Source organism: Ruegeria sp. E1, from assembly GCF_056534225.1.
Genome location: NZ_JBQFPE010000002.1, coordinates 55,452 through 80,477, shown reverse-complemented (window position 1 = coordinate 80,477; position 25,026 = coordinate 55,452). Strand labels below are relative to the sequence as shown.

Genomic DNA, 25,026 nt, shown 5'->3' with positions numbered 1-25,026 from the left:
TTGAACACACGCTGTTTTACGGCCGGATGGCTTTGACCTGTCCGGTTCGGCAGCGTTGTGTGGTACGCCTGTCTGCCGGATTGATAGCGCCAATAGCCGTGTGCGGCAATGACGCTTAAAAACGATGCTGCGCAGATCAACAGACCGATGTTTCACACAAGAAGAGCGGCCCCGCTGGTATCATCTTGAGCCGCTGGCCACTTTACGTGGCACCGATTCAGGGGCACAGTAGGTCTGTACTTCACTTATGTTCGACCTTCAGTATGCATCGGTAAACGGTGTCATGACCCTGTAGCAATTGCCATCCACAAGACGTGTCGAGCAAGAACTCAAAAGGTGCCGAATGACTTTTTCCAGCCGCAACGCAATCTCCCGCCGCCACTTTCTGGTCACAACCTCAGCCAGTGCCACCGCCATCACCCTGCACCCCTTTTCAGCCTCTGCCGCCAACAACCAGGCGCATCTGAGGATCATGGAGACGACGGACATTCATGTTCACGTGTTCCCTTATGACTACTACGCCGACAAGCCTCGTGATACCGTCGGGCTGTCCAGAACCGCCTCGATCATCAATGACATCCGGGCCGAGGCGACCAATTCACTTTTGGTCGATAACGGCGACTTTTTGCAGGGTAATCCGATGGGAGACTACATCGCCTATGAACGTGGTATGAAAGAAGGCGACAGCCACCCGATCATCACCGCCTTTAACACTGTCGGCTATGATGCTGCGACGCTGGGCAATCATGAATTCAATTATGGGCTGGATTTTCTTGAAAAGTCATTGGCCGGGGCCGATTTTCCGGTGGTTCTTGCCAATGTCGCCAAGGAAACCGGGGCAAACCCGCGTGATGACAAGACGCTGGTCAAGCCATACGCAATCCTTGATCGCGAGATCGAAATGGGCGACGGCACCAAACACCCGATCAAGGTTGGCGTGATCGGATTCACCCCACCGCAGATCATGAACTGGGACAGGAAGCATCTGGAAGGCAACGTCCAGGCCCGCGATATTGTCGAAACCGCGAATGCCTATGTGCCCGAGATGAAAGAACAGGGCTGCGATCTGATCATCGCCTTGTCACATTCGGGTATCGGCGATGCAGATCATTCCGATGGCATGGAAAACGCCTCGGTCGTTTTGGCGGGCGTTGACGGAATCGACGCGCTGGTCACTGGGCACAACCACCTGGTTTTCCCGTCGGCCACGTTTGCTGATCGCCCCGGCATCGATGTGGAAAAGGGGACGTTGCTAGGTAAACCCGCAGTCATGGGAGGGTTCTGGGGATCCCATCTAGGCTTGCTGGACCTTCTGCTTGAACGCGATGGCAATGAATGGCGCGTTGTCACCACAACGTCCGAAGCGCGCCCGATCTCGAAGCGCAACGAAGACCGTTCGATCACTGCGTTGGTTGAGGACGATCCAAAGGTTCTGGACTCGGTCGCCGCCGATCACGACGAAACGCTGGCCTATGTGCGTCGCGCAGTCGGAAAAACTGCGGCACCGCTGCACAGCTACTTCGCACTGGTTGCGGATGATCCTTCGGTTCAGATCGTGTCGATTGCCCAGAAATGGTACGTCGAAGAGATGATGAAAGGCACCGAACACGAAGGGCTGCCAATCCTGTCAGCCGCTGCCCCCTTCAAGGCAGGCGGTCGTGGCGGGCCCGAGTATTACACCGATGTACCGGTGGGGGATGTCGCCATAAAGAACGTGGCAGACCTCTACCTCTATCCCAACACGGTGCGCGCGGTGCGCGTCAACGGGGCACAGGTACGCGGCTGGCTAGAACGCTCGGCTGGTATGTTCAATCAGGTCGAAGCGGGCGCGAAGGATGCGGTGCTTCTGAACCCTGAATTCCCATCCTATAACTTTGATGTCATGGACGGCGTGACCTACCAGATCGATCTGTCGCAACCCTCTCGGTTTGGTCCAAAAGGCGAAGAGACCAACCCCGACGCGGCGCGGATCGTCAATCTTGAATTCAACGGCACGCCAGTGACCGATGATATGGAGTTCATCATCGCCACCAACAACTATCGCGCATCGGGCGGCGGGTCCTTCCCCGGCGCGTTAGGCGATACAATTGTGTTTGAGGCCCCGGACACCAATCGCGACGTGATCGTCCGGTACATTGTCGAACAGGGCACAATCGATCCGAAGGCTGACGCCAACTGGTCGTTTGCTCCGTTGAATGACACAACTGTGTTGTTCGAGACCGGCCCGAAGGCTCGCGACTATATGAATGACGTCAAAGGCGTATCGATTGAAGATGCGGGCGAAGGCGCGGATGGCTTTGCAGCCTTCCGCATCAAACTGTAACGCTGGAATAAGCCTGATGGATCGTCAGACCTTCAGGTCATAAATCAGCGAGACCACAACTTTTGGTGGCAGCCCAAGCTCTTGCCGATCGCGGTCGGGTAAGCCGGATATATCGGACGGCTTTATCCGACCGGGCTCTGAATACCTGCGCTTCCAGCGGGTTCTGACATTACGTATCATCTAAATCTCCTTGCTTCATAAAATGAGAGAGACGGCTCTGCCCTAAATGTGGGCGACCGTGGTGTCGGACCTGTGCGCAAGACGCGCGCAGGTCATTCCCGTATCCCTCGGACGCATTTAGAAACCGCCTGAGGGCTTTCTGAAAAACGCGGGCTTCAAGGCGTCGCCGGGGCTGCTGATTGGATAGTGCCAAAAGCGCTGGCGGCGCGGTTTTGACCGAACGGGATGTAGTATCACTTTGACTTCCTTCTCAAATTTTCGGCGAATGGCGTAGGCCCCCCGCATTTTTCTATTGCGCCGCGACTGGATGGGCATGTTTGCACGCGTGCCCCATTGCATCCACATGCCGGTGATCGGTGCCGCAGCAGCCGCCCAGCACGCGCAGATTGGGAAGCAGCGTCAGCAGGCGCCGATAGTCTTCACCCAACTCTTGAGGATTGCCGTCATCCAGAACCTCACTTTCGTCCAGTTCGGCATGAGACATGCGCGACGCGTTTGCGCGGATGCCGCCAATACGGTGCACCCAATCCCCGCCCTGCCGCAGCACCTCTTCGAAATGATCGGGATGCGCGCAGTTGATCATGTAATAGGCCGGATAGCTGCCGGTTGCCCTGTCGACCTCGGCAATCGCCTCGGCCAGAGGCTGACCCGTCGCCAGTGCGCCGTCTGTTTCCACTGTAAAAGCAAGCACGACAGGCACAGATTGCGCCTTTGCGGCCAGCGCAATTCCCAGCGCTTCAGGTGTGTTGTTCATGGTGATCGCCGTGACCATATCCGCGCCAGCCTTGGACATCGCGGCAATCTGCGGCGCGTGATAGTCGCGCGCGTCGCGTGGTGTCATCACCTCGCCCGGCACATAACCGTCGCCGCGCGGGCCGATGCATCCGCTGATCACCAGCGACGGAACCGAGCCTTCGTGACGATTGCGCAGCGTCCGCATCAGATAGATCGCCTCGGCATTGATGCGGTCCATGTCGGCTCCGCTATATCCAAGTTTCCGACCCCAATCGCGGCTTGACCGCCAGGTCGGGCTTTCCAGAACAAAGCCAAGCCCATGGGCTTTGGCAACTTCGATATGACTTTCGAAATAGCGCGTTAGCGCCGCGCGCCCTGTCTCGTCCTCGAGCAAGACAAAGGCCGCGAATTGCGGCAGGTCAATTCCGTCATGGAAGATCAGGGTTGTCTCGATCCCGCCATCCGTCAGAAAGAAAGCCTCGCCCATATGGGGCAGAACTGCGTGAACGGGGTTGGTGTCGTGTTGGGTCATTTGCGTCTCCTGCGTTGGTTCGATCCGGCAAAATTACCGCCGACCTGAATGCGCCGCAGGGAGCCCGGGTGGAGATTTCCGGGATATTGCAGGGATTCTCAATCCCTCTATGCTGGAAACGCAGATTATGAGAGGCAGACAGCCACCGTGATTTATGCGTTTGAACCCTTTCTTCTGAACGGCTTGCGCCGCGAATTGTTGTGTGACGGAAATCCGGTTCACCTGCAGCCACAGGTCTTTGACCTGCTGCGCTTGCTGGTCGAAAACGCGCATCGCGTGGTTAGCCGCGATGAAATCATCGAAAAGGTATGGGGTGGGCGCATCGTTTCCGAAGACGCCCTGACCAGCCGCATTCGGGATCTGCGGCGGGTTCTGAACGAAACCGGACAGAATGCCGACCTGATCCGCACAATTCGCGGGCATGGGTTTCGGTTTGCAGGCGACGTTACCTTGCGGGCGGATGCCCATCCCGAGGATCAGGCCGACCCTGACCGAACCTCACTGGCCGCACCAGACAAGAACAAACAACCATCAATTGCCGTGTTGCCCTTTCAGCGAAATGGCGATTTCGACCGGTTCGAAGCCATCGAAGAAGCGATCCCACGCGAATTGATCATGACACTGGCCAGTCTGCGCTGGATCAAGGTCGTGTCACACGGATCTGCCTTCCGATTTCGGGGATCACAGGTCGATCTGACAGAGGTCAACCGCATACTGAACGCAAATTACTGCCTGACAGGCGTCATAGAACTGACTGGAAATCAGATCACCGTGGACACCGAACTGTCGGATACGCGCAGTTCCGAAGTCGTCTGGGCCCTGCGCAAAAGCGCAAGCATCGATGACATTCACAATCTGCGAGCCGAAATCGCGGCCAATGTCATCATGGTGGCGGAACTGGAAATACCCCAGCACGAGGTCACGTCGCTGAACGCTCGGGATGCCGAGAACCTTGATGCGTGGTCTGCCATGCATCTGGGGTTCCATTACCTGAGTCAATTCAACCGCACCAGCAACGAACGCGCCGAGCAGGTGCTGAGCCGCGCCATCGAGCTGGACCCCCGGCTTGCGCGCGCCCATGCCGGAATGGCCTTCGTACGATTTCAGAACGCGTTCATGCGCTACAGGCCGGACATTGCGTCCGAGGCCGACACCGCGCGCAGGTTTGCCGAACAAAGCCTGTCGCTGCAGCCGCGCGATCCGTTTGCAAATTTCATGATGGGCCGCTGCCACTGGCTGGATCATGATCCCGAAGCCAGTAAACAGTGGTTCGCACAATCGATCAGCGCCTGTCCGAACTATACCTGGGGCTATTATGGGGCCAGTTGGGCCCATGTCTTCACCGAAGATTTCGAAACGGCGATGGACAGTGCCGACAAGGCAATTGACCTCAGCCCCATCGATCCGTTCCGGCCCGGAATGACCGGCAACAAGATGTGGATATATATCGCGCAGCAGGACTATCCTCTGGCAGTAAAATGGGCTGAAATTGCGGCTCAGACACCGTGGTCACATGCCGGAATGGCCTTTTTCGCAGCGTTCAGCAACTGGCTGAACGGGGATTTGGGCAAGGCTGAGCGGTGGGTGGCCGAGGCGCGGCGGCGCAATCCGGCGCTCGGGAAAGACGATGTTCTTGCACTTGTCCCAACCAGCAGCCCCCGGTTTCGCGGATTGCTGAAAGATTCACTATCAGCTCTGGAAATCTGATAGGGCAAGCGCGGTAAAACTAGGCAACGTGGCTCAGCTTGTAGTCCGGCGTCCCTTCCCACTCCAGTTCCCAGGATGCGCCGGGCCGAACGTTCTGCACTGCGTGCGGATCAAAACACACCAGACAGTTGCCCTCAGCCGCCCGGACCGATGGGTATATCAACCCACGTGAACCCGCGCGCCGCAATTCTGCCGCCAGACGTTGCCCTTCGGGATAGCCGATCGATGGATCAGGGTGCAGTGCCTTGTGATCAGCCATGCCGGTGAGATCGTCAAACGTGCCGATGAAATCTGCATGAAGCTCGACATATCGTGCATTGTCGATGAAACAGCCCGTATACTCCAGCTCACGCGTGCGATGATATGCGATTTCGGCCACTGAAACCATGACATCCCACGAACAATACCACGCGCCGCGTTCTTCTCCGTTAAAGCGGTTTCCACCAGGCCGGGTATAGGTGAATGCAGCATTGACATGCGATTTGCCGTACACACGAAGGTCAGATTTTCGACGCTCCCACGCCAGTTCTCGCGCGTCCAGATGCGGGTTTCTGCCCTTTTCGGCGATCAACCGAGCGCTGGTCATCCCCTCAATCTCGGCCAAAATATCCGCTTCGTCATCCGTATCGACCAAACCGCGAAGCACTGGAGGTTTGTGATAGGTGGCAGAGATAAGGCGTATAAGACCGCGATCCGACAGCCCGGTCTGCCTCATGTGCCGCCTCGCAGCGCATCCAGATAGGTTCTTATGCTCAGAATCTGGGGCAACCCCCCCTCAATCGCCACATCAATGGGCCGCGCGCCGCCAAAAAACGGACCAGAATTGGGCCGTATGATCCACGTTTTTGCTAGCGGGTCCGAGAAATAGAGTTCGAGGGATTTGAAAATCCCGATAATGGCTGAAAGCCTCAGCAGCTGATCCTTGGTCAACTCACCCGCAAAATTTGGCTTTTTCGCCCGCTTCCAAGTGCTTTCGGACATATCCGCCAGACCAGCGGCCTCTTTCACGGTAAGCCCCCAGGCTTCTGCAACCCTGCTATAGGCTTTCAGTGCAACCGCATTGCGCTCTACCGGCTGGTGGGTTCTGGCTAAGACTTGCATGGCGTTACTCCTCATCTTCAATATAGGCCATATGACCCCGATGTAAAGTCTATATGAACGCCATACGGAAGGAGACACCTGAAAGGAGAGGTCTTAGCGCCAAAACCTCGGCGGGCGATGCAAGCCGGTGTGACACTTTACTACGACAGCGGCATGAGGCACCGGTATAGTTCGATCAGAATACAGGGCGCATAAGTACTTTGGGTTTCTCTGCAACAGCAATTACTCAGAACTTGAAACAAAAAAGGGGCACGAATTGTCTCAGTTCAGGGTGAATCTCATCGGCGCCGGGAAGGTAGGTAAAACTCTTGTCAGCCTGCTGGACACGATCGAAGGCTGCACAGTCCAGGACGTTCTGAGCAAAAGCCATCGCTCTGCGCAAGAGGCCGCCAGATTGACCGGCAGCGCGCGCGTGGCTGAGAACTATGTGCACTTGCGACCGGCTGACCTTTGGATCATTGCGGTTCCTGACGCCGCTATATCAACGGTGGCCTCTGATCTGGCCAATGCGTTCCAGTATAATGAACCGCTCAGAACCCCACCTATCGCCATCCACTGCAGCGGGTTCCATACCGCAGATGAATTGAGCGCCCTGCGTGCGCTGAACTGGCAATTGGCCAGCGCCCACCCAGTACTATCCTTCGCTGACCCGCTGGTCGCGAAATCCCAGTTTCAGGGCGCATTGTGCGGGCTTGAAGGCGACAAAGGCGCGATCGCGACCATCCGACAAATATTTGAACGCATGGGTGCCAAGTGTTTCACCATACGTTCAGACAGGAAAAGCCTGTATCACGCTGCGGCGGTGTTCTCGAACAACTTCACAGTGGTCTTGCAAGCAATCGCGCGTGAGGCCTGGGTCGAAGCTGGTCTTTCAGAAGAAACCATCGATGCGATGAACCGGGGCCTTCTGAACGCGACATCAGAAAATGTTGCAGCCCTTGGTCCACAGCGCGCATTGACCGGTCCCGCTGCCCGAGGCGATGAGCATGTGGTCACAAGCCAGGGCAATGATGTCAACAGATGGCATCCTCGAGCCGGAGCAATCTATTCCGAGATGAGTGCGCTCGCCCAGACCCTCAAGAAACATGGCGTTACGCAAAGCCCGTCCCGACCGGATGCCGAGGGTGATGCATAATGGCGCGAACCCCGTTTTGAGAGACTTGATTGATACGCGTTCTGGCAAAATAGAAACCTAGGGTCGGGACCCTAACCGACCCCTCTTTTGCAAAGCACTTTCCTGCCCTATGATCCCCTGAGTTCGTAGAAGTTTACCTGTTTCAATTCGGCCAGATCTGATCACCTTGAAAAAAATTACATACTCAATTCCCAAAGTCCTTATCTGGATCTTCAGCATCTATATCACGCTGCTAGCGTTCCAGGATTTTCAGCTTGGTGGCAATTCCTGGAAACAGGGCGATTGGCTAATCAACAGCATCGAAACAACCATCCGACGCGGCATGGTCGGTTCGCTGATCCTGCACACCTCTCAGGCATTGTCCATGAACCCGGTACTGTTGGTCGTCCTGCTACAGGTCACGATCCTGATCGCTACGGTCAGTCTGATCTCGTTATCCGTCAGAAAGCTCAACACCCCAGCAACCTTGTGGTTGCTGATCCTGTCACCCGGATTTTTCCTCAGTTTCTGGTCGTTGGACGATCAAGGCGGACTGCGCAAGGAACTGATCATCTTTCTGGCGTTTGCGATCCTGCTCTTTGCATCCAGTCGCCCTATTCCGAACAAACCGCTGATCTATGTTTCGTCACTTTGCTTCGGGCTTGCGGTCATCAGTCATGAGGGTCTTCTGATATTCGCGCCATTCTTTGCGTTTTGCTACTATCTTCTGTGGTCCAAAACTGAGATTTCAAAGGCGGATTTCATCGCATTGCTGGCCATTCTTGGCATCGCGTGTCTCGGCACTTTGATTATCGCGATGCGATTTGGCACCCTGAACGATTACCAAACCGTGTGCCAACCGGTTCTGGATGCCGGTGCTTCCGCGGATATCTGCGAAGGCGCAATCAAAGCGCTGGAAGTACCGCTCCGGGAATACATGACTGCGACTTTCTGGTTGCTTCTGTCACCGCGCGTACTTTCTTTTGCGCTGATATACACCATCGCGGCGGTTTCTGTGCTGATCATCGGATCCTACCTTTTCGGAAGGCCGCTGTTTGTTCGTGCCTATCTTGTTTCAGCCCTGATATTCTTGCCGCTCTATGTTGTTGCGGTGGATTGGGGGCGTTGGGTCAGCTTCCACACCTCGGCAGTGATTTTCACACTACTGATCGCGCTCTGCCTCGGCTATTCAAAAGATGCAAATCAGCAAGAGTTGCCCTTGGGCAAGTTTCAACTGTTGCTGCTATTCTCACTTGTGCTGGGGTTTTCGCACTTTGTTGACGTAAAATGGGGCGGGATGACCTGGAAAACGGTCAACGGAATGACACAATTCATCAATTAAATACGCCTTTGAGTCTCGTTAGCATCATGGGCAAACCACCCATCACCATCAGCTTGACGACCCCGAAGAAAATTGAACTTAATCAACCGCAAAGTACGTGTACCAATTTGGAGTTTTAGCCATGCGAATGATTTGTGCCGCGATGTTTGCCGTCGCGACCCTAAGCGCTGCCCCAGTCCTTGCCGAAATCAAACAGGGTCGGGTCACAGGCGCGTATATGAACAGCCTCTACGACCGGCTTCCGCCTTTTATTGATTTGCTGACCAAGACACACGGCGGTCAAGCCTTCGCTGCACAAGGAAGCTATGGCATCCAGCCCCCTGTGTCGCCGCCGAATTGGGATCAGAACTGGGCCCGCCTGGGCGTTCGGACACCGGGGGCCGGAAACAGCTGGCCAGCGGTGGATCGGGCAAACATTACTGACATTTTCATCGTCACCGACAATTTCTCGGGGCCTCCTGTCTATACCTCGCAGGGACTGGATCCAGACCCAAGCATTGGCGGACCCATTCCAAGAGCGCCGGAACCGGGAAAGGCACAATATTGGACACAGGAAGTCGCCGACATCATCTCGTCTCACGAGACCAACACCAAAGATACGCCAATATACTGGATCTACGAAGGCTGGGCAGATGCTGGCAAAATCCTTGAGGAAGCGACCGGTGCGGGTTCTCCCAAGCAGTTCAAAGCGTGGCGCGAAAGAACAACCACTGCGATGAACTACACCGGTTGGTTCGACAACCTGTTAAGCCAGACGCAGGCAAATTTCCCTGACCAGGCGTCGCGGATCAAGATGATCCCCGTTGCCCGCACGATGGTCTCGGTCATGGAAAATACACCGGCTTCGTCCATTACCGCAGACGAGTGGTTTATCGATGACGCACCCCACGGCAGCGACACGCTGCATATGCTGGCCGCGATGATCGTCTACACGGCTATGTTCGAGGAACAAGCCCCCAAACCGAGCTTTAATGGGCTGAACATCCATCAGACGTTTCAGGACAACTACGACACCATCGCCGCGCATGTTTTTGAACTCAGATAACTGGGCGAATTACCAATAACGAACCACGGCATGGTTCAGTCGAAAAACCATGCCGTTGTCACCTTCCGCTGACAGGCGCTGTAACGAAACGATCAGCCCAACAAAGCTGCAATGTTGAAACACCGGGCACGCGCACGCACGGCATGGCCCGGAAAATTGACATTGCCCGCCTCTTGAAGTTCCTTAAGTGCGGAAAATCTGCGCCGCTTGGTTAGTTAAATTTGTACCGTATCCAGTTGTATCGGGGATAGTCGTGAAAAATGCATTGATCGGAGCCACCGGATTTGTCGGCAGCATCCTGGCAAAACACGGATTTTCAGACCACTATACCTCGGGCAACATCGATGAAATTGCCGGGCAAGACTATGGTACCGTAGTGTGTGCCGCTGCACCGGGATCTATGTTCGAGGCGAACAATTTTCCCGATCGCGATAAAGCCCAAATCGATGGCCTGATCCGACATCTGACCAGTTTCAAGACGGAGCAATTCGTCCTCATCTCATCCATCGCGGTTCTGGCTGATTTCGCGGGGCAGGACGACGAAAGCTCGACCCGGTTTCAGCAGGATAAGGCCTATGGCCGCAACCGCCGCGCGCTTGAGGTCGCCTGCGCCAACCACTTTGAAAAATGCCTGATCATTCGCCTGCCCGCGCTTTTTGGGCCGGGTCTGAAAAAGAACTTTATCTTTGATATTTTGAACCCGGTCCCGACGATGCTGTCGCCGGATCGCATGTCCAAAGCTCAGGAACTGGCATACGGGGCCTGGGCAGATCGGCTTGCGCAAATCTACAGCTGGGACGAAAATGTCAGCATGTACAGGGTCGACAGGGCCGCGCTTGATGCACTGGATGACCGGGCCGAACTCGAAGGTTTGCTGACCGCGGCTGGATTGTCTGCGGTCGGATTTACCAATCCTCAGTCCACCTTCCAGTATTACAACATGGACCGGCTTTGGGATGACACCCAAAGCGCGCTCACCTCAGATCTGGATGTTCTGCATCTGGCAACCGAACCGCTACAAGCTGGGGCAATCTACAAAGCCGTCACCGGACGCGAAATGCACGATGCCGGAGCTAACATCCATCATGAAGATATGAGAAGCCGCCACGCGCAGCTTCTTCGCGGCACATCGGGCCCTTACCTGTCCCATGCTGATCAGATTCTGAGAGAGCTTTGCGATTTTATCGCATCTGAAAAAGGTCGCGGCAGATGAAGTTCGCCGTCTCAAACATCGCATGGTCGCCCGAGGAACGCCTTTCGGCTTATGCAACCCTGTCTGAAGGTCAGGTGCGCGGGCTCGAGATCGCTCCGGGTCTTCTGTTTCACGGGGCTGAAGATGTTTTTGTACCTGATGAGTTGCTTGCCCGCGACCGGATGACCGAAATCTCAGATGCCGGTCTGACATTGGTTTCGATGCAATCTTTGCTGTTTGGCGTCGAAGGCGCGGCGCTTTTCGAAGGTGACGCCGCCTTGAAACGGCTGATTGACGGGATGAAGCGCGCCATTGATCTGGCCAACCGGTTCGAGATTCCCAACCTTGTATTTGGCTCTCCCAATCAGCGCGTTATCCCGAAGGGTATGGCGCGCGAGACCGCCCTAGAACATGCCGTGAAGATCTTTCAGGAACTGGGTGACTATGCTGCCCAAGCGGGCACCGTCGTCGCCATGGAAGCCAATCCGGAAGCCTATGGGACAAATTTTTTGACAGCAGCCGAAGACGTCGCAGCATTTGTGAAACACGTCCGGCATCCAGCGGTTCGAATGATCTTTGATGTTGGCGCCATGCACCTGAATGACGTTTTCGATGACGCTCCCAACTTTGTTGCCGGGCATTCTGATATCATTTCTCATGTCCATATCAGCGAGCCCTTTCTGGAACCCGCCCCCGCCAGAGCAGAAGATGCGGCAAAGGTTCTGAAGGCGCTGCAGACAGTGCACTATGATCATTGGATATCAATTGAAATGAAGGCCACGCCGGTCGACAGCGTCGACCAGATGGGTCAAGCTGTGCGCAGGCTGCAAGACGCTGCGGACATGGCAAAGGCGACTTCATGACGGACCAGAACACCAGCCTTCAGGCATCAAACGCAAGCCCACCACGGGATGACGTCCTGATTTCGCTTTGTTTCGCCGATGTACCCGCTGAAGAGGTGTATTTCGAAACGCTCCGACAACTCGCGGATCAAGTCGCGCAGAGATACAGATATTGGGAGATTGTGCTGGTAACGGAGGCTGCAGAAGCGCAGGCCTTTCAGTCCTTGCTGAATTCCACACAGAACGTCAGGATAATCAAACTGCGCGCTGGCGTACCGCTCTATCAGCGTCGGGTCATCGCCGCGCTCGAAGCAATAGGGGACATTGTTCTGCTATCTTCGGTATACGAGTGCCACGTGATTGACCTTGTCAGCATGATTGAAAAGGCCCGTGCGCAGGACAGCGTCGTGGTTGGAATGCGCGAGCAATCCAACATGTTGAACCCTGCTGTTACCGCACTTGGCAACCTCAGCGGATTTCGCGCCACAACGCGCAATATGGCGTCCGCAGCTTATCCCAGAACTTTGCTGAACAGATTGCTGGCCTATCCAGATCGGCAACTGGTCTTGCGCTTCATACCGCGAGACCCTGCCCTGCCCGTAATCCACATGCCCGCATCTGCCGGGCAAGCGCGGCGCGGATTTAGCGGCGTAGGTCAGCGCCTCAGCCTGATCCAACGCCTGTTGGTCAACGCCGCACCGCGAGTTCTGGGTTTTCTGTCGATCCTGTCTGCGATCACCGCGATCGCTGCGTTTTCATTCGCGATCTATGCGGTGGTTGTCTGGATCATGCTGGAAACGATCCAACCCGGCTGGCTGACGACCTCGCTCGCGCTCAGCGCGACGGCCTGTTTCCTGGGTATATCGATCTTTGGCCTATCCAGCGGGCTGCAAAAACTGATCGAGCTTGTCTCGCCAAATCAGATGCTGGATGTGGTTGGAGAGGACAGTTCAGGCGATCTTTACAGCCAGGTTATCCATGAATTGAATGTCGAACTGGAACTGGACGACGCCGACAAGCCAGAGAAAATTGCCATTTCAGCCGCTGAAACGACGCAAAAGCCTCCGATAGATGCCCACTGATCCAGATTTCGATGTCGACTACCTTATCATCGGCGGGGGGTTCTACGGCTGCTGCCTGGGTTTGTTTTTGCGCTCAATCTCCGAAAAAGTGGCGATTGTCGAGGCTGCCGCCCAGATCATGGAACGTGCAAGCCGGGTAAATCAGGCACGCGTGCATTCAGGGTTTCACTATCCCCGCAGCGTTCTGACAGCCGTTAAGTCCCAGATGTTGCACCGGCGCTTTGCCGATGATTTTCCCGATGCCGTAAAAACGGATTTTCGGATGCTCTACGCCATTGCGCAGAACCATTCAAAGGTCACTGCCCTGCGATTCGAGCGGATGTTCCGCGATATGGGTGCATCCATTCAGACCGCCAGCCCGGCACAGCTGTCCCTGTTTGATCCTGATCTGATCGATGCCGTATTTGATTGCACCGAATTTGCCTTCGACTTTTCCGTTCTCAGGGACGCATTGATGGCGCGCATGGACGCGCTTGATATGAACCTTGCCCTCAACACCGAAGTGCAGAACGTGACCGAGGAGAACGGTGGCGTCACAGTCACCCTGTCCACCGGGCGCGAAATCCGCGCGCGATATGTCTTTAATGTCACCTACGCCCATGTGAATGAGATTTTGCGCATGGCAGACCTTCCTCCTGCCAAGCTGAAATTCGAACTGACCGAAATTGCACTAATCCAACCCCCGGAAGAGATCGCGGGCGCGGCGGTTACGGTCATGGATGGGCCGTTCTTTTCGACCATGCCATACCCGGCAGAGGGCCTCTATTCCCTGACCCATGTGCGTTATACCCCGCATCTAAGCTGGAGCAGCACAAACCAAGCGCCCTATGACATTGCCCGCAGCTATGACAACACCAGCCGCGCGCGGTATATGATTCAGGATGCCAAGCGGTTCATGCCCTGTTTGTCCAATGCCAGTGTCAAAAAATCACTGTTTGACGTCAAAGCTGTATTGATCAAAAACGAAGATGATGACGGGCGGCCGATCCTATTTCAAAGACGCCCCGACACCTCGCGCGTTATTTCGATCCTCGGCGGCAAGATCGATAATATCTACGATCTGTTTGAATCGGTGCGCGCAATCGACCCAGCCCTCTCGCAAGCAAATGATCGTCACGTCCTGCAAAGGGCCAATCGATGAGCAACCTTTTGAATGCCACATACAGGTTCCTGACAACCGGACCACAAATTCTGCGGTTCGGCCTTGTCGCAGTTGCGGGCCTGGTGGTGGATATCGGCGTGGCCTGGGGGCTGGTTCAGCTTTGGGCAGTACCAATCCTTGTCGCGGCTACGGTCGGCTTTCTTTGCGGCGCTCTGCTGAACTATGTACTGCACGAGCTATGGACCTTTCAGGACAGTTCAAAACGCCTGTCCCTGACCCGGCTTATGGCCTACCTGCTGGGTCTGTGGTTCGTCCTAGGGGTTCGTATGGTAGGCGTCGCCGTTTTGAGCCTGCTCATCCCCGGTCAGTCTCTCGTTATCCTGGTGGCGGCGACCGGGTTGTCATTTTGTGCAAACTACCTCGTCAGCAAATCCCTGATATTCCGCAGAACCAAGGGCCAAGAAAGCAACGATCACCACTGACCCGCAAACACGATCACAGAAACAATGGGGAGCTAATGCACCTACTATTGCCGCATTACAAATTATTTCTTTCGCTAAATTGACAGGTGGCACCATCCTATTCATTGAGATGGCAATTCGACAATCCAAGCAATATCATTTGATGAACTTAGCTCAACGCACCAAGCTTTGTTCCGTTTCAAACCAAAACAGGTATTTCGACTTGAAGCCCCAAGACCTGAACGATGCCGACTGGCAAATCCCAACATTCGAGACAGCGCAATACGCTGACAAAAAGCACCGATATGCTTTGGTTATTCCCGTAATCAACGAAGGTGAACGTATTCGGGGTCAGCTAAAGCGGATTGCCGAAGCAGCACCGGCGGTCGACATAATCGTTGCCGATGGTGGGTCAACCGACGGATCATTGGACCCTGATTTCATCACCACAGTGCCGGTTCGAGCGGTGATAACAAAAACCGGACCGGGAAAGCTTTCTGCGCAATTGCGCATGGCTTACGCTTGGTGCTTGCGCGAAGGCTATGAAGGCATTGTTACCATCGACGGCAATGGCAAAGACGGTGTCGAGGCCATCGGTGAAATGGTCGCGTTGCTTGATGATGACTGCGACTATGTTCAGGGCTCGCGCTATCTGCCCGGAGGGATTGCTGAGAATACCCCGCTTGAGCGCACGATCGCCAATCGCGGTATTCACGCCCCGCTGCTTAGTCTGGCCGGACGGCATAGATTCACCGACACGACCAACGGGTTTCGCGCCTATTCGGCCCGCTATTTGCTCGATCCTCGGGTGCAGCCCTTCAGGGACGTGTTTCAGCGTTATGAATTGCTGTTCTACCTGACCGTCCGCGCGGGCCAGATTGGCATGAAGGTGGCGCATCTTCCCGTGCAACGCCGCTATCCTCAAAACTCTGCCGTTCCCACTAAGATTGATGGATTTTCCGGCAAGTTCGCGATCCTCAAACAAACCTTCGCCGCAGCGATGGGACGCTTCGCGCCGTAAACTGGTTTAACTGACATCCAACGGCAGGTTCAGAAAGAATGCCATGAAGAATAATAGCGACAGTTCCAACTCGATCCTGGGTTACGCCATTCTGGCGCTGGTCCTGATCTTTGGTGCTGTCCAACTGTATTTCTGGACCGACCGCAGCATCTGGATCGATGAGGTCTCGCAGCTTCTGAACTTCCCGCTGGACACTCTGGCGCAGGCCTTTGGTCCCCTGCCCGTGGCACAACAAGCCGGGCCACCGCTGTTCAATTTGTTGCTGCATTTCATTTCCGGCCTGCCTATCCCAGCGATGCGCATCATCATGATCATGGTGACACTGGGCGTCATCTTTGCAGCGCTGTTAGGCGCGTTTGGCCGACGCCCGTTACCAATCGCTGCAGGGCTGTTTGTGTTGCTGTCGCATCAGCCCTTTCTGATCAACGCATCGATGTTGAAATTTTACGCGCTGGATGCAGCCGGGTTCGCGATATTCGCCGCATGGATCTATGCCAAGGATCGGACTTCGCCGCTCAACCTGCGAGATACCGCGATCCTTTTGTTCGGAATGTTGCTGGGCGTCTCGACCATTGTCGGAGCTTGCGTTGTCGTCGGATTGTTCCTTGCACTACGCCTCGTCAATCGGCAGCTGGGTATGGGTGAAATTGCCTTTGGCGGCCTCATCATCGCCGTTGCTTTGGCATATTACCTACAGATCGGCTATGCGACCAGAATCCAGATCACGGCCTTCCCCGATGCCTACGGAGGAACTGGGCTGGATGCGATCCTAAGATTTGGCGAAGCCGCGATGCAATTGCTTCAAAAACGAGGGGCGGCGGTTCTGGCAGTGTTATGCCTTGTCGCAGTCGCCGTACTTGTTTTTCAAAAAAGCGAGAACCAAACGCAATTGGCGGGGCTTGTCCTGTTTGGTGCAACCATCACTGCCGTGTTTCTGGTGTTGGCCGCAATCGGCAAATACCCGGCAGTCAGCCCGCGCCATTTGGTATGGGTTTTGGGGCTATTCCCAATACTGGCCGGGGCCGTGACACAAGCGTTGTTGGCGCCAAAACCCAGTATTAAACGCCCCCTTGCCCTTGGCAGCTTGATACTACTGGCCTGCCTGTTCGCAGGCACCGGCGCCCGAGTGGCCATGAAATGGCCACCACAAATTGTCGAAGGGGCCAGCGACCAGATCGCATCTACCCTTGCCGAACTGCCTCCGTCTCAGGTGGTACATTATTTCGGGTCTTTCCGTCTTGTCCCACTGATGATCGAGCACGGCGCACCGATTTCGCATCATTCCTATGCGCCTGCTTTAACGACCCAAAGTGGTGCAATCGATCCCTCATATTTTAGCGCTGAATGGAACGAACTGGACGACGACGCGTTTTCTGACCGGATCGTTGATTTGTTGCGCAACGACCCGTTGGGTTGGGCAAAGATGTATGTCATCTCGCGCATTCGGGGCGATTTCCGTCCGTTGGCCCGATTTGTTCTAGACTCCGCGCCCTCGGATGGAAGCACCTTTTACATCCCGTCGATCCACGCAAGCTGGCCGGGCGAATCCGGCCGAGCAACCCACGGATTGCGCCAGATTCTCGATGAGAAAGGTTGTGAATACGCGCCTGTGGCAACGTTTGATACACTTCTCAGCCCGGGCTATGTGCTAAAGGTCGCGTGTCCCAGCAGCGGATGACCTTTCAGGACAAAGGCGCGGGATCAAATCTTCATCTTTTTGAAAATACGCTCGGGGATGTTGCAGATGATCTTCATAATCAGCCACCAGATCGGGCGGACGTAAATCACATTGCGCTCGCGCTCGACCGCTTTCGCGATTTTGTCGGCAACTTCGCTGGGTTGGGCCGTCAGCTTGGCGGGCAAATCCATATCTTCGGTCATGCGCGTAGCAACAAACCCCGGCAACACGGTGATCACATGAACACCTGTTGAGGCCAGTCGATTGCGCAACCCGGACAGGAACGCGGTGAAACCCGCCTTGGCCGAGCCATAGACATAGTTGGTCGCCCGCCCTCTCAAGCCCGCAACAGAACTGATACCAATCAAGGTGCCAGAGCCGCGCGCCACGAACCGGTTGGCGAGTTCAGCCAAAATCCCGGCTGGCCCCTCATAGTTTGAGCGCATCACCAATGTTGCAGCATTCAAATCTTGTTCATTCTCGCTTTGCTCGCCCATATATCCCACCGCACATGCCACGATCTGAGGCAGCTCGGGCAAGCTATCCAGGAAACCGGCATAGCTATCCTGATCCAGCGCATCAAATTCGTGCAACGTGACCTGAACGTTATGGCGTGTAAAAATGTCATCGCGATCGGCGGCAAGCGATCCGACATCACGCGCCGCAAGCTGAATGGGATGACCAAGGCTTGCAAATTTTTGTGCAACGGCCAGCCCGATATCCGACCGGGCACCCAGTATTAGAACAGAACCTTCGCTCATAATGCGAGCCTTTCTGATTGAGAGGACTGGAACGCCCCCGATGCTTTGGATTTTTGTCGTTTCGCTAGAAGGTCCGCAGCGCGCGGGTCGCTTTCGAAAAGTGTTCGGGCGCTCATTCTTGCGTCTTTGGCCAAATAAAAGCGGCCGCCATGGGCAATTGTGATCTGGTCAAGTCTCTTGAGCAGCTTCAGGTTTTTCTCGGTCGCAGGGAAATCCAGGGCCAAGGTATAGCCCAACATCGGGAAGGAAAACGCGCTGGTTTGTTCGCCAAAGCGCTTCAGAACCGCAAGGAAAGACCCCGCGCCCGCGTCTGAGATGGCCGATAGCAAAGCCTCAAGCCCCTGTTTCGACGTTTCCAGTGGAAGGACGCATTGGAACTGCAAAAAACCTTTGCGGCCATAGACCTTGTTCCATTCCAATATCGCATCAAGCGGATAGAAATAGCTGTCCCAATCGACAAGGCTATCACCTTGTTTGCGCATGCCGGCACGATAATAGAGCGCGTTAAATATCTTCACCACCAGACCGGACATCGCAAAACCCGGAAATTCAAAGGGTACGCGCTTTTTGCGTTTTGGCTGCAATGCATAGCGGTCATTCGTTTCCCGCTGGGTCAATTCATCCACTTGCGCGTGCTCGCCAAGCATGACCAAAGATCGACCCATGTTTGCGCCGCCCTGCAGGCAATCGATCCAAGCTACTGAATACTGGCTGGCTTCGTTGGTCTCGAAAACGTCCATCGCTTCGACAAGGTTTTCGGCGGGGATAAGGGTCTGTCTGATCCAACCCGTCTCAACCGGTTGCAGACGAATGGCTGCGCGCAGGATGATACCGGTCAGCCCCATCGCGCCGAAGGACCAGTTGAACAGATCTTTGTTTTTCCTGGGCGAAGCACGGCGCACCTTGCCCTTTGCATCCATCACATCCACCCAATCGACCGCGGCAGACATCGCGCCGTCACGGTGGTGGTTCTTGCCGTGAACATCGGCGGCAATCATGCCGCCCAATGTCACAAATTTGGTGCCTGGCGTGACCAGCGGGAACCACCCCCGAGGCAGAAATGACGTGATGACATCGGACAAAAGCACTCCGGCTTCGGCCACCAGAACACCGGTTTCATCGTCGAATGAGATCATGCGGTTGAAATGGCGCATATCGACGGTGCCACGGCGGCTAACCGCGCTATCGCCATATGCGCGACCGTTGCCGCGGGCGATAACTCCACCTTTGGCGATTGCTTCCGCCAGTTCAGCCTCGGTTCGCGGGACCACCACATCCGGCGCGTATACGACCGGAAACCGCCCCCATCCGCTCAACATCATGCTGCACGCCCCTGCGTGAGTGTTGCGTCGGTGAACACAAAACGGCGATCAAGATTGTATTTGACAACATACCCGATGGCGAGGCCGATCACCGCGCCCGTCTCGCGCATCAGATCGGTTTTCCAGATGAACCAAAAGGCCGTTTCCGTCCCCCAGAAAATCGCCGTCGTAAGCAATCCCATGGTTGTATAAAGCGTGAATTTCTTGCCGTGGGCCGCTGCACCGGAAGAGAAATCGAAGAAGATCCAGCGTTTGTCCAATATGTATTTGACCACAAGCCCCGCCAATGTCCCCGCGCCCATGGCCAGCAGAAAGACCTCGGTGCTTTCACCGGCCAGCAAAACCAGGCGCTGAGTGGCCAGATTCACAATCGTCGCGATCACCGCAAACATTCCGTATCGGATTATCAGACTGCGTAACGTCACAACAACGCGCCCCAGACCACGCAAAAGAGAATGGCCAGAAAGCAAAGCTGGCTCGTCCGGTCCTTCGCCGCAAAGACAACAGGATCGTCATGCATGTGCCCGCGATGGGTTATCATGATAATCCGCGTCAGCCAGTAAAGCAGGATCAGGCACACCACCCAAAGCGCCAGAGGTGAGGAATAAAGCTGCGTAACGATGGGCGAGTTTATGTAAAGCGCCATCACCAGAACCGAGACATATCCTGACGAAATTGCCACCTGACTGATCAGTGGCAGATCATCCACCTGATACCCGCGGCCCGCAGCCTCCATCTTGTCACGTTTGGCGGTGTCGATCAGTTCAGCCTGACGTTTGACCGAGGCAAGCGACAAAAAGAAGAAGACCGAAAACGCCAGCAGCCACACCGAGAGCGGTATCTGAGTCGCCATACCACCGGCAATTATACGTGTTGTGTAAAGGCCCGCCAGCATCATGATATCAACCACGATACGACGTTTCAGGTTGAGAGAATAGGCGGTCGTGGCGACATAGTAAAAGACCATGATCCCCAGAAACGCCATGTTGACGCTGGCCGCGATGATCGCGCCCAACCCCAGCATCCCAAAGGCCATCCAGGTACCGTGCGCAATCGGGATCGCTCCTGAAGCGAAGGGGCGTTTGCACTTTCGTGGATGGGCCCGGTCAGCGGCCAGATCCAGAAGATCGTTCATGACGTAGGCGCTGGATGCCACCATCGAAAATGAAACGAACGCCATAAACGCGGCAAAGAATGTACCCCAGTCATATTGATGCGCGGCCAGCATCGGCAGAAAGATCAGGATGTTCTTCAACCACTGATGCGGGCGGATCGCTTTGATGTAGGGCTTGATCGTGTTTGACCGGGTTTGCAGATGTTCAACCTCGGTTCCAAGCGCCTCTGCCTTGTTTCGCAATCCAGTGGGCGCATTGACGGTGATCGCACGTTCGGCCTGAGACCAGACCGGGATATCGGCCGGAGCGTCGCCCATATAAGCGTATCCGTCGCCATAATGGTCTTTCAAGAACCCGGCTTTCGCCCGCCCTTTCAGGTTATTCACCCCGTCCGAGCCGTAGATTTCATCGAATATCCCAAGATGATCACCAATCTCTCGGGCGATTTTCTCATCGCTCGCTGTCACCAAAGCAGCCTGCCCGCCTTTGGCGCGCCAATCCTTCACATAAGCAATGACATCTTGATCATATGGCAGTGTCTCTATGTCCAACGGCCCCGACCGGGCCAACTCACGCTTCAAAACAGCCCGGCTTTGCGACAAGGACCGCGCCGCCTGAAACGGCGTTCTCCAGTCTTTGGCCAGAGCGCTCCAGAACGTTTCGAACAATATATCGGAACGCAAAAGCGTTCCGTCCAGATCCACCACCAATACGGATTTACGTGATCCCTGCGTCATGTGATCTTGCAACAAAAGCTACTCTATCAATACTCAATTTCACCAACATTTATACTGGCCCGGTTATGGGATTAATATGGCGGATGTTTGTCATCGGGCGAAATCAGCCGTACCAGTTGCGGCTGTGCCATTTTTTACGCGGATACCCGTCGACTATTTGCCATCACACCAGACGATCAAGGACAGAACCCGGTTCACTGGCTGAGTTGACAGTTTATACTGAACTCCATACCCACCGGATATTCCGCAACCGCGTCAGGAACAGCTCTATGGGTCGCCCGTCACTGCAAGACCAGCGTCGAACCGAGGTGCTTGATGCGTTTATGACCTGTGTTGTTCGCTTTGGAGTCGAAGGCGCGACCCTGGAACATATTGCGACTGAAGCGGGGCTGAAACGCCCTCTGATCCGGCATCACCTGGGCAACCGCAAATCCATGGTTCTGGCCTTGGGGGAACACGTCGCCGCAACCCTCAATAGCCAGAGCGAGGATTTGCGCACTGCGCTTGCAGACCATCCCGGGGCCCACAGCCTGATTGACGCGCTGTTCAACTCGGAAGGGGATTTGGATCCACGACTCAACATTTGTTATCAGGCCCTGATCAATTCGGTCGAGAATTACCCTGAACTGCGCGCGCCTCTGCTTGGCGCGATGGAGGTTTTTTACAAGGTCGCTGCGGATATCGTGCTGGCCTCTGCCCCGCGAACCGACAAACAAACCTGCGAGATCGTCGCCCATGGCATTGTGAACCTGTTCATGACAACAGACGCGTTCATCCCGCTTAGACCACCTAAAAGCTGGGCGGCGTCATCCTATTCCGCTGCTCTGAAACTGGCCGAGACGCTGGAAATCCAAACCTGATCGGTCCATCGCATAGTTGCGATGTTCTTGCATCAAAGTTCTGATAGTTTGCGAATAAGATCATCCGCAAACACGACTTACGATTGCACCCGTCATGCCACAACACGCCCCAAAAGACCTGAGCCTCAAAGGGCTGGAGCTTTTTCAGATCTGTGCGCAGAAAGGATCGTTACAGGCCGCCGCAAAGGAAACCGGCCTGACGATCAGCACGGTTTCACACCATCTACGCAATCTCGAAGATCATTTGGGCGTGGCACTGTTCAATCATGCGCGCAGACCCATGGTGCTTACCCCAAAGGGCCGGGCTTTCCTGCGCAACATAGACGATGCGCTTTCGTCCATCCGCAAGGCCAAAGCCGAAGCCACAGCAGGAAGCATTGCTGAGGCCAGCTATCTGAGGATCGGCACGATCGAGGATTTCGACAGCGACATCATCCCCGAACTGGCGGTGTTTCTTTCGACAAATATGCCCGCCTGCGATTTCATGTACCAGACGGATTCAAGCCACGCGATCATTGAAATGCTGCGGGATCGCCATCTGGATCTAGGGTTCACAACCACCCCAGACGACCGCCTGCATGATCTGCAGGATCGCCCCTTGCTGCGCGATCCGTTTGTGGTGGTCCTTCCCCGGATGACTGAACAGTCGCTGACAGATATTGTCGAAGGGCGGACGTCGCTGCCGTTTTTGCAGTTCTCAAGCAACCTGATGATCGCCCGCCAGATAGAACAGCAACTGCGCCGCATCGGCATTTCATCACCGCGTAGGTTCGAATGCAGCAACAATCAGACCCTGATGGCAATGGTAGCCGCCGGGGCGGGTTGGACCATCACCACCCCACTGCTATTTTCCCGCGCCCAGCGGTTTCAGCCCAAACTCAGGATGCATCCCTTTCCGGGCAAAAGCTTTGCCCGAACGTTGGCCATTGTCGCCACCGCCGATTGCTCGCGGTCCGTGATCGAACTGGTCGACGGAAAACTGCGCAGCCTGATCACAGACCATGCGATTGCGCCGTTTCACCAAAGCACACCATGGCTGACGGACAGCTTCAACCTTATTCATTAGATCCTGCAAGCAGTGCCAATTTGTCGAAGCGGCTTATAGGATATTGAACCGCGACCGAATTTCTCTGTCTTGTGCTTCCGACAGATAGACCGGGTGGTGATCACGCAATATCTCGCGGGCGCGTGTTTTTGCGCGTTGCCACGCGTCCTGCGCGCCGTTCTCGGCCCAGGTGCGTGGCTCATCCCGATCCGCAAGTGAAGGATAGAAATAGTCCCGTTCCATCGCCGCATATGTGTGTTGACCACCCAGAAAATGCCCATCACCCAGAACAGCGTCGCAGATCGCCTCAAACCCCAGATTTTCTTCAGTCACTTCGATGCCTCGCAACGCGCGATAGGTGTTGGAATGCATTTCGTCGTCCAGAACAAACCCTTCGAAACTAGCCCCCAACAACGAGGCGGTCATGCCCGAACTTTCATAGATCAGATTGCCCCCCGCCAGCGCCGCCGCCAGCGAGGTGATGCCCTTCTCCATCCCGTATTGCGCATCAATGGCCTTGGCATCCGTCATTGAACAGGCAACACCCGACGGCAATCCCAGCCAGTTGGACAATTGCGCCGACGCCGCATTCAATAGCGCCGTCTCACCGCTACCACCGGAAAACGCACCGGTGCGCAGATCGATCACCAAGGGCCAGTTCGAGAACACCATTGGATATCCGGGCTGAATTGCGTGCACCATCACAAGACTGGCAAGGGTTTCCGCCAGAGACTGCGCCAGAAACCCAGCCATCGTTGCGGGCGCGGTCGCCCCCGCCTGCGCGGCGGTGATGCATGAGATCGGAATGTTGTGCCGTATACATTCATAAACAACATCCACCGCATCCTCGCCATATCGCAAGGGTGAGATCACCGGGCTGATATGGGCCTTCATAAACGGACGCTTGAAAAATTCACCTGCGCCGCCTGCGGCGATGTCCAGCATCCCAACAATCGGTGCCACGTGTTCCGCCAGCGTGAAAGAAGTCGCAGTCGGCTTGGTCGTGTTCTTTAACAGGGCAAAAGCCGTGTTGACGTCCAGATCGAAATTGTCCGGCACATCGGTCGCCACGCAGCATCGGGTGAACCAACTGACGTTTGCCAGCGTATCCTGCAGCCGGGTGAAATCGTGCAGATCCTTCAGCGTTGAGGGCCGATAAAGCCCGCTTTCCAGATCGAGCGTCTGAACTGCCGCGCCGCCGGTTCCGAAAAACACGCGATTACCACCAACTTCAATCGATCGCGTCTCATCCCGACCATAAAGCACAAATGTTTTGGCAGCTTGATCAATTGCTTCTTCTACCAGCGCAGGCGGGAAAAGAACCCGTCCCGCGCCATTATCAGTTGCGCCGATTGCCAGAAGGTCCGTGTGCAGACGCGCAGGCACCTCACCGATGCCCAGCTTTTCCAGCAGGTCTAACGCCGTGTCATAGATCTGCCTCAGACCCGTTTCGCCCAGAGGTTTATAAACCCCGCCGGGCTGGCCGGGCGGGCAAGGGTCCAGCGCCGGTTTTTCCGCCCGTTTGGCCAACCGTTCGCGCCGTCCGCTTCTTTTGCTCCGCCTTTGTGTCATTTCAGTTTCCTGAGCCTTGCCGCTTGCCAGAGATTCAAGAGGGCTAAAGCGATAAGAAACAACGACTTTCCATTTATTTAGAGAAGTTCGAAAGATAACTCATAATATATCCAAACTCACACGCGCACCCTTGCGAACCAATCCATGGGCCTCGTTA

Annotated in this window: 23 protein-coding genes; 14 read left to right on the top strand and 9 right to left on the bottom strand. The window is 55.4% G+C overall.

Annotation, left to right across the window (positions count from 1 at the left end):
- Positions 1 to 343: 343 nt before the first annotated feature.
- A complete protein-coding gene (locus tag ACR0FG_RS02385; RefSeq protein WP_480889700.1) occupies positions 344 to 2,323 on the top strand; it encodes a bifunctional 2',3'-cyclic-nucleotide 2'-phosphodiesterase/3'-nucleotidase in 1,980 nt (659 codons plus the stop codon).
- Between the two features lie 24 nt (positions 2,324 to 2,347).
- On the opposite strand, the gene ACR0FG_RS02380 is transcribed toward ACR0FG_RS02385, so the two are convergent.
- Positions 2,348 to 2,503 (bottom strand): hypothetical protein, encoded by a 156-nt coding sequence (locus ACR0FG_RS02380; RefSeq protein WP_170710820.1) that lies wholly within the window; start codon positions 2,501 to 2,503, stop codon positions 2,348 to 2,350.
- A gap of 289 nt (positions 2,504 to 2,792) precedes the next feature.
- Positions 2,793 to 3,770: a homocysteine S-methyltransferase family protein gene (locus tag ACR0FG_RS02375; protein ID WP_480889699.1), complete on the bottom strand. Its 978-nt coding sequence runs from the start codon at positions 3,768 to 3,770 to the stop codon at positions 2,793 to 2,795.
- A 147-nt stretch (positions 3,771 to 3,917) separates the two neighbouring features.
- On the opposite strand from ACR0FG_RS02375, the gene ACR0FG_RS02370 reads away from it, so the two are divergent.
- Positions 3,918 to 5,477, top strand: a complete 1,560-nt coding sequence (locus ACR0FG_RS02370) for a winged helix-turn-helix domain-containing tetratricopeptide repeat protein (RefSeq protein ID WP_480889697.1) — start codon at positions 3,918 to 3,920, stop codon at positions 5,475 to 5,477.
- A gap of 19 nt (positions 5,478 to 5,496) precedes the next feature.
- Here the strand turns inward: ACR0FG_RS02370 and ACR0FG_RS02365 are convergent, their stop codons facing one another.
- Positions 5,497 to 6,192: an RES family NAD+ phosphorylase gene (locus ACR0FG_RS02365; protein WP_480889696.1), complete on the bottom strand. Its 696-nt coding sequence runs from the start codon at positions 6,190 to 6,192 to the stop codon at positions 5,497 to 5,499.
- A complete protein-coding gene (locus ACR0FG_RS02360; protein ID WP_480889693.1) occupies positions 6,189 to 6,578 on the bottom strand; it encodes an MbcA/ParS/Xre antitoxin family protein in 390 nt (129 codons plus the stop codon). The genes ACR0FG_RS02365 and ACR0FG_RS02360 overlap by 4 nt, the downstream gene beginning before the upstream one ends.
- A 256-nt stretch (positions 6,579 to 6,834) precedes the next feature.
- On the opposite strand from ACR0FG_RS02360, the gene ACR0FG_RS02355 reads away from it, so the two are divergent.
- The 10 genes from ACR0FG_RS02355 (at position 6,835) to ACR0FG_RS02310 (ending at position 17,457) form a co-directional block, all read left to right on the top strand.
- Positions 6,835 to 7,713: a Rossmann-like and DUF2520 domain-containing protein gene (locus ACR0FG_RS02355; protein ID WP_480889690.1), complete on the top strand. Its 879-nt coding sequence runs from the start codon at positions 6,835 to 6,837 to the stop codon at positions 7,711 to 7,713.
- A gap of 166 nt (positions 7,714 to 7,879) precedes the next feature.
- A complete protein-coding gene (locus ACR0FG_RS02350; protein WP_480889689.1) occupies positions 7,880 to 9,034 on the top strand; it encodes a hypothetical protein in 1,155 nt (384 codons plus the stop codon).
- A gap of 121 nt (positions 9,035 to 9,155) precedes the next feature.
- Positions 9,156 to 10,079: a hypothetical protein gene (locus ACR0FG_RS02345; protein WP_480889686.1), complete on the top strand. Its 924-nt coding sequence runs from the start codon at positions 9,156 to 9,158 to the stop codon at positions 10,077 to 10,079.
- A gap of 253 nt (positions 10,080 to 10,332) precedes the next feature.
- Positions 10,333 to 11,292, top strand: coding sequence for an NAD-dependent epimerase/dehydratase family protein (locus tag ACR0FG_RS02340; protein WP_480889685.1), 960 nt, complete (start codon positions 10,333 to 10,335; stop codon positions 11,290 to 11,292).
- Entirely contained in the window at positions 11,289 to 12,134 is an 846-nt protein-coding gene (locus ACR0FG_RS02335) for a sugar phosphate isomerase/epimerase family protein (RefSeq protein ID WP_480889682.1), read from the top strand. Before ACR0FG_RS02340 ends, ACR0FG_RS02335 begins: the two co-directional genes overlap by 4 nt.
- Positions 12,131 to 13,195: a hypothetical protein gene (locus ACR0FG_RS02330; RefSeq protein ID WP_480889679.1), complete on the top strand. Its 1,065-nt coding sequence runs from the start codon at positions 12,131 to 12,133 to the stop codon at positions 13,193 to 13,195. Before ACR0FG_RS02335 ends, ACR0FG_RS02330 begins: the two co-directional genes overlap by 4 nt.
- Entirely contained in the window at positions 13,185 to 14,336 is a 1,152-nt protein-coding gene (locus ACR0FG_RS02325) for an FAD-dependent oxidoreductase (RefSeq protein WP_480889677.1), read from the top strand. Before ACR0FG_RS02330 ends, ACR0FG_RS02325 begins: the two co-directional genes overlap by 11 nt.
- The gene (locus ACR0FG_RS02320; RefSeq protein ID WP_480889674.1) at positions 14,333 to 14,779 is read left to right on the top strand and encodes a GtrA family protein; all 447 of its coding nucleotides are present in this window, start codon (positions 14,333 to 14,335) and stop codon (positions 14,777 to 14,779) included. The genes ACR0FG_RS02325 and ACR0FG_RS02320 overlap by 4 nt, the downstream gene beginning before the upstream one ends.
- A 202-nt stretch (positions 14,780 to 14,981) precedes the next feature.
- Entirely contained in the window at positions 14,982 to 15,779 is a 798-nt protein-coding gene (locus ACR0FG_RS02315; RefSeq protein WP_480889672.1) for a glycosyltransferase family 2 protein, read from the top strand.
- 43 nt (positions 15,780 to 15,822) lie between these two features.
- Positions 15,823 to 17,457 (top strand): hypothetical protein, encoded by a 1,635-nt coding sequence (locus ACR0FG_RS02310; RefSeq protein ID WP_480889669.1) that lies wholly within the window; start codon positions 15,823 to 15,825, stop codon positions 17,455 to 17,457.
- A gap of 23 nt (positions 17,458 to 17,480) precedes the next feature.
- On the opposite strand, the gene ACR0FG_RS02305 is transcribed toward ACR0FG_RS02310, so the two are convergent.
- Genes ACR0FG_RS02305 through ACR0FG_RS02290 form a run of 4 tightly spaced genes read right to left on the bottom strand, consistent with a single transcriptional unit; the run spans position 17,481 to position 21,392 of the window.
- Entirely contained in the window at positions 17,481 to 18,218 is a 738-nt protein-coding gene (locus tag ACR0FG_RS02305) for an SDR family oxidoreductase (RefSeq protein ID WP_480889667.1), read from the bottom strand.
- Positions 18,215 to 19,540 carry an FAD-binding oxidoreductase gene (locus ACR0FG_RS02300; protein ID WP_480889665.1) on the bottom strand — a complete coding sequence of 442 codons (1,326 nt, stop codon included), beginning with the start codon at positions 19,538 to 19,540 and terminating at the stop codon, positions 18,215 to 18,217. Before ACR0FG_RS02300 ends, ACR0FG_RS02305 begins: the two co-directional genes overlap by 4 nt.
- On the bottom strand, positions 19,537 to 19,965 hold the full coding sequence (locus tag ACR0FG_RS02295; protein WP_480889664.1) for a GtrA family protein: 429 nt from the start codon (positions 19,963 to 19,965) through the stop codon (positions 19,537 to 19,539). Before ACR0FG_RS02295 ends, ACR0FG_RS02300 begins: the two co-directional genes overlap by 4 nt.
- The gene (locus ACR0FG_RS02290; RefSeq protein WP_480889662.1) at positions 19,962 to 21,392 is read right to left on the bottom strand and encodes a UbiA family prenyltransferase; all 1,431 of its coding nucleotides are present in this window, start codon (positions 21,390 to 21,392) and stop codon (positions 19,962 to 19,964) included. The genes ACR0FG_RS02295 and ACR0FG_RS02290 overlap by 4 nt, the downstream gene beginning before the upstream one ends.
- Positions 21,393 to 21,661: 269 nt before the next feature.
- Here ACR0FG_RS02290 and ACR0FG_RS02285 point away from each other — a divergent pair, with 269 nt between their 5' ends.
- A complete protein-coding gene (locus ACR0FG_RS02285; RefSeq protein WP_480889659.1) occupies positions 21,662 to 22,252 on the top strand; it encodes a TetR/AcrR family transcriptional regulator in 591 nt (196 codons plus the stop codon).
- 94 nt (positions 22,253 to 22,346) lie between these two features.
- On the top strand, positions 22,347 to 23,318 hold the full coding sequence (locus ACR0FG_RS02280) for a LysR family transcriptional regulator (protein ID WP_480889658.1): 972 nt from the start codon (positions 22,347 to 22,349) through the stop codon (positions 23,316 to 23,318).
- A 33-nt stretch (positions 23,319 to 23,351) separates the two neighbouring features.
- Here the strand turns inward: ACR0FG_RS02280 and ACR0FG_RS02275 are convergent, their stop codons facing one another.
- Entirely contained in the window at positions 23,352 to 24,869 is a 1,518-nt protein-coding gene (locus tag ACR0FG_RS02275) for a trimethylamine methyltransferase family protein (RefSeq protein ID WP_480889656.1), read from the bottom strand.
- Positions 24,870 to 25,026 lie beyond the last annotated feature (157 nt).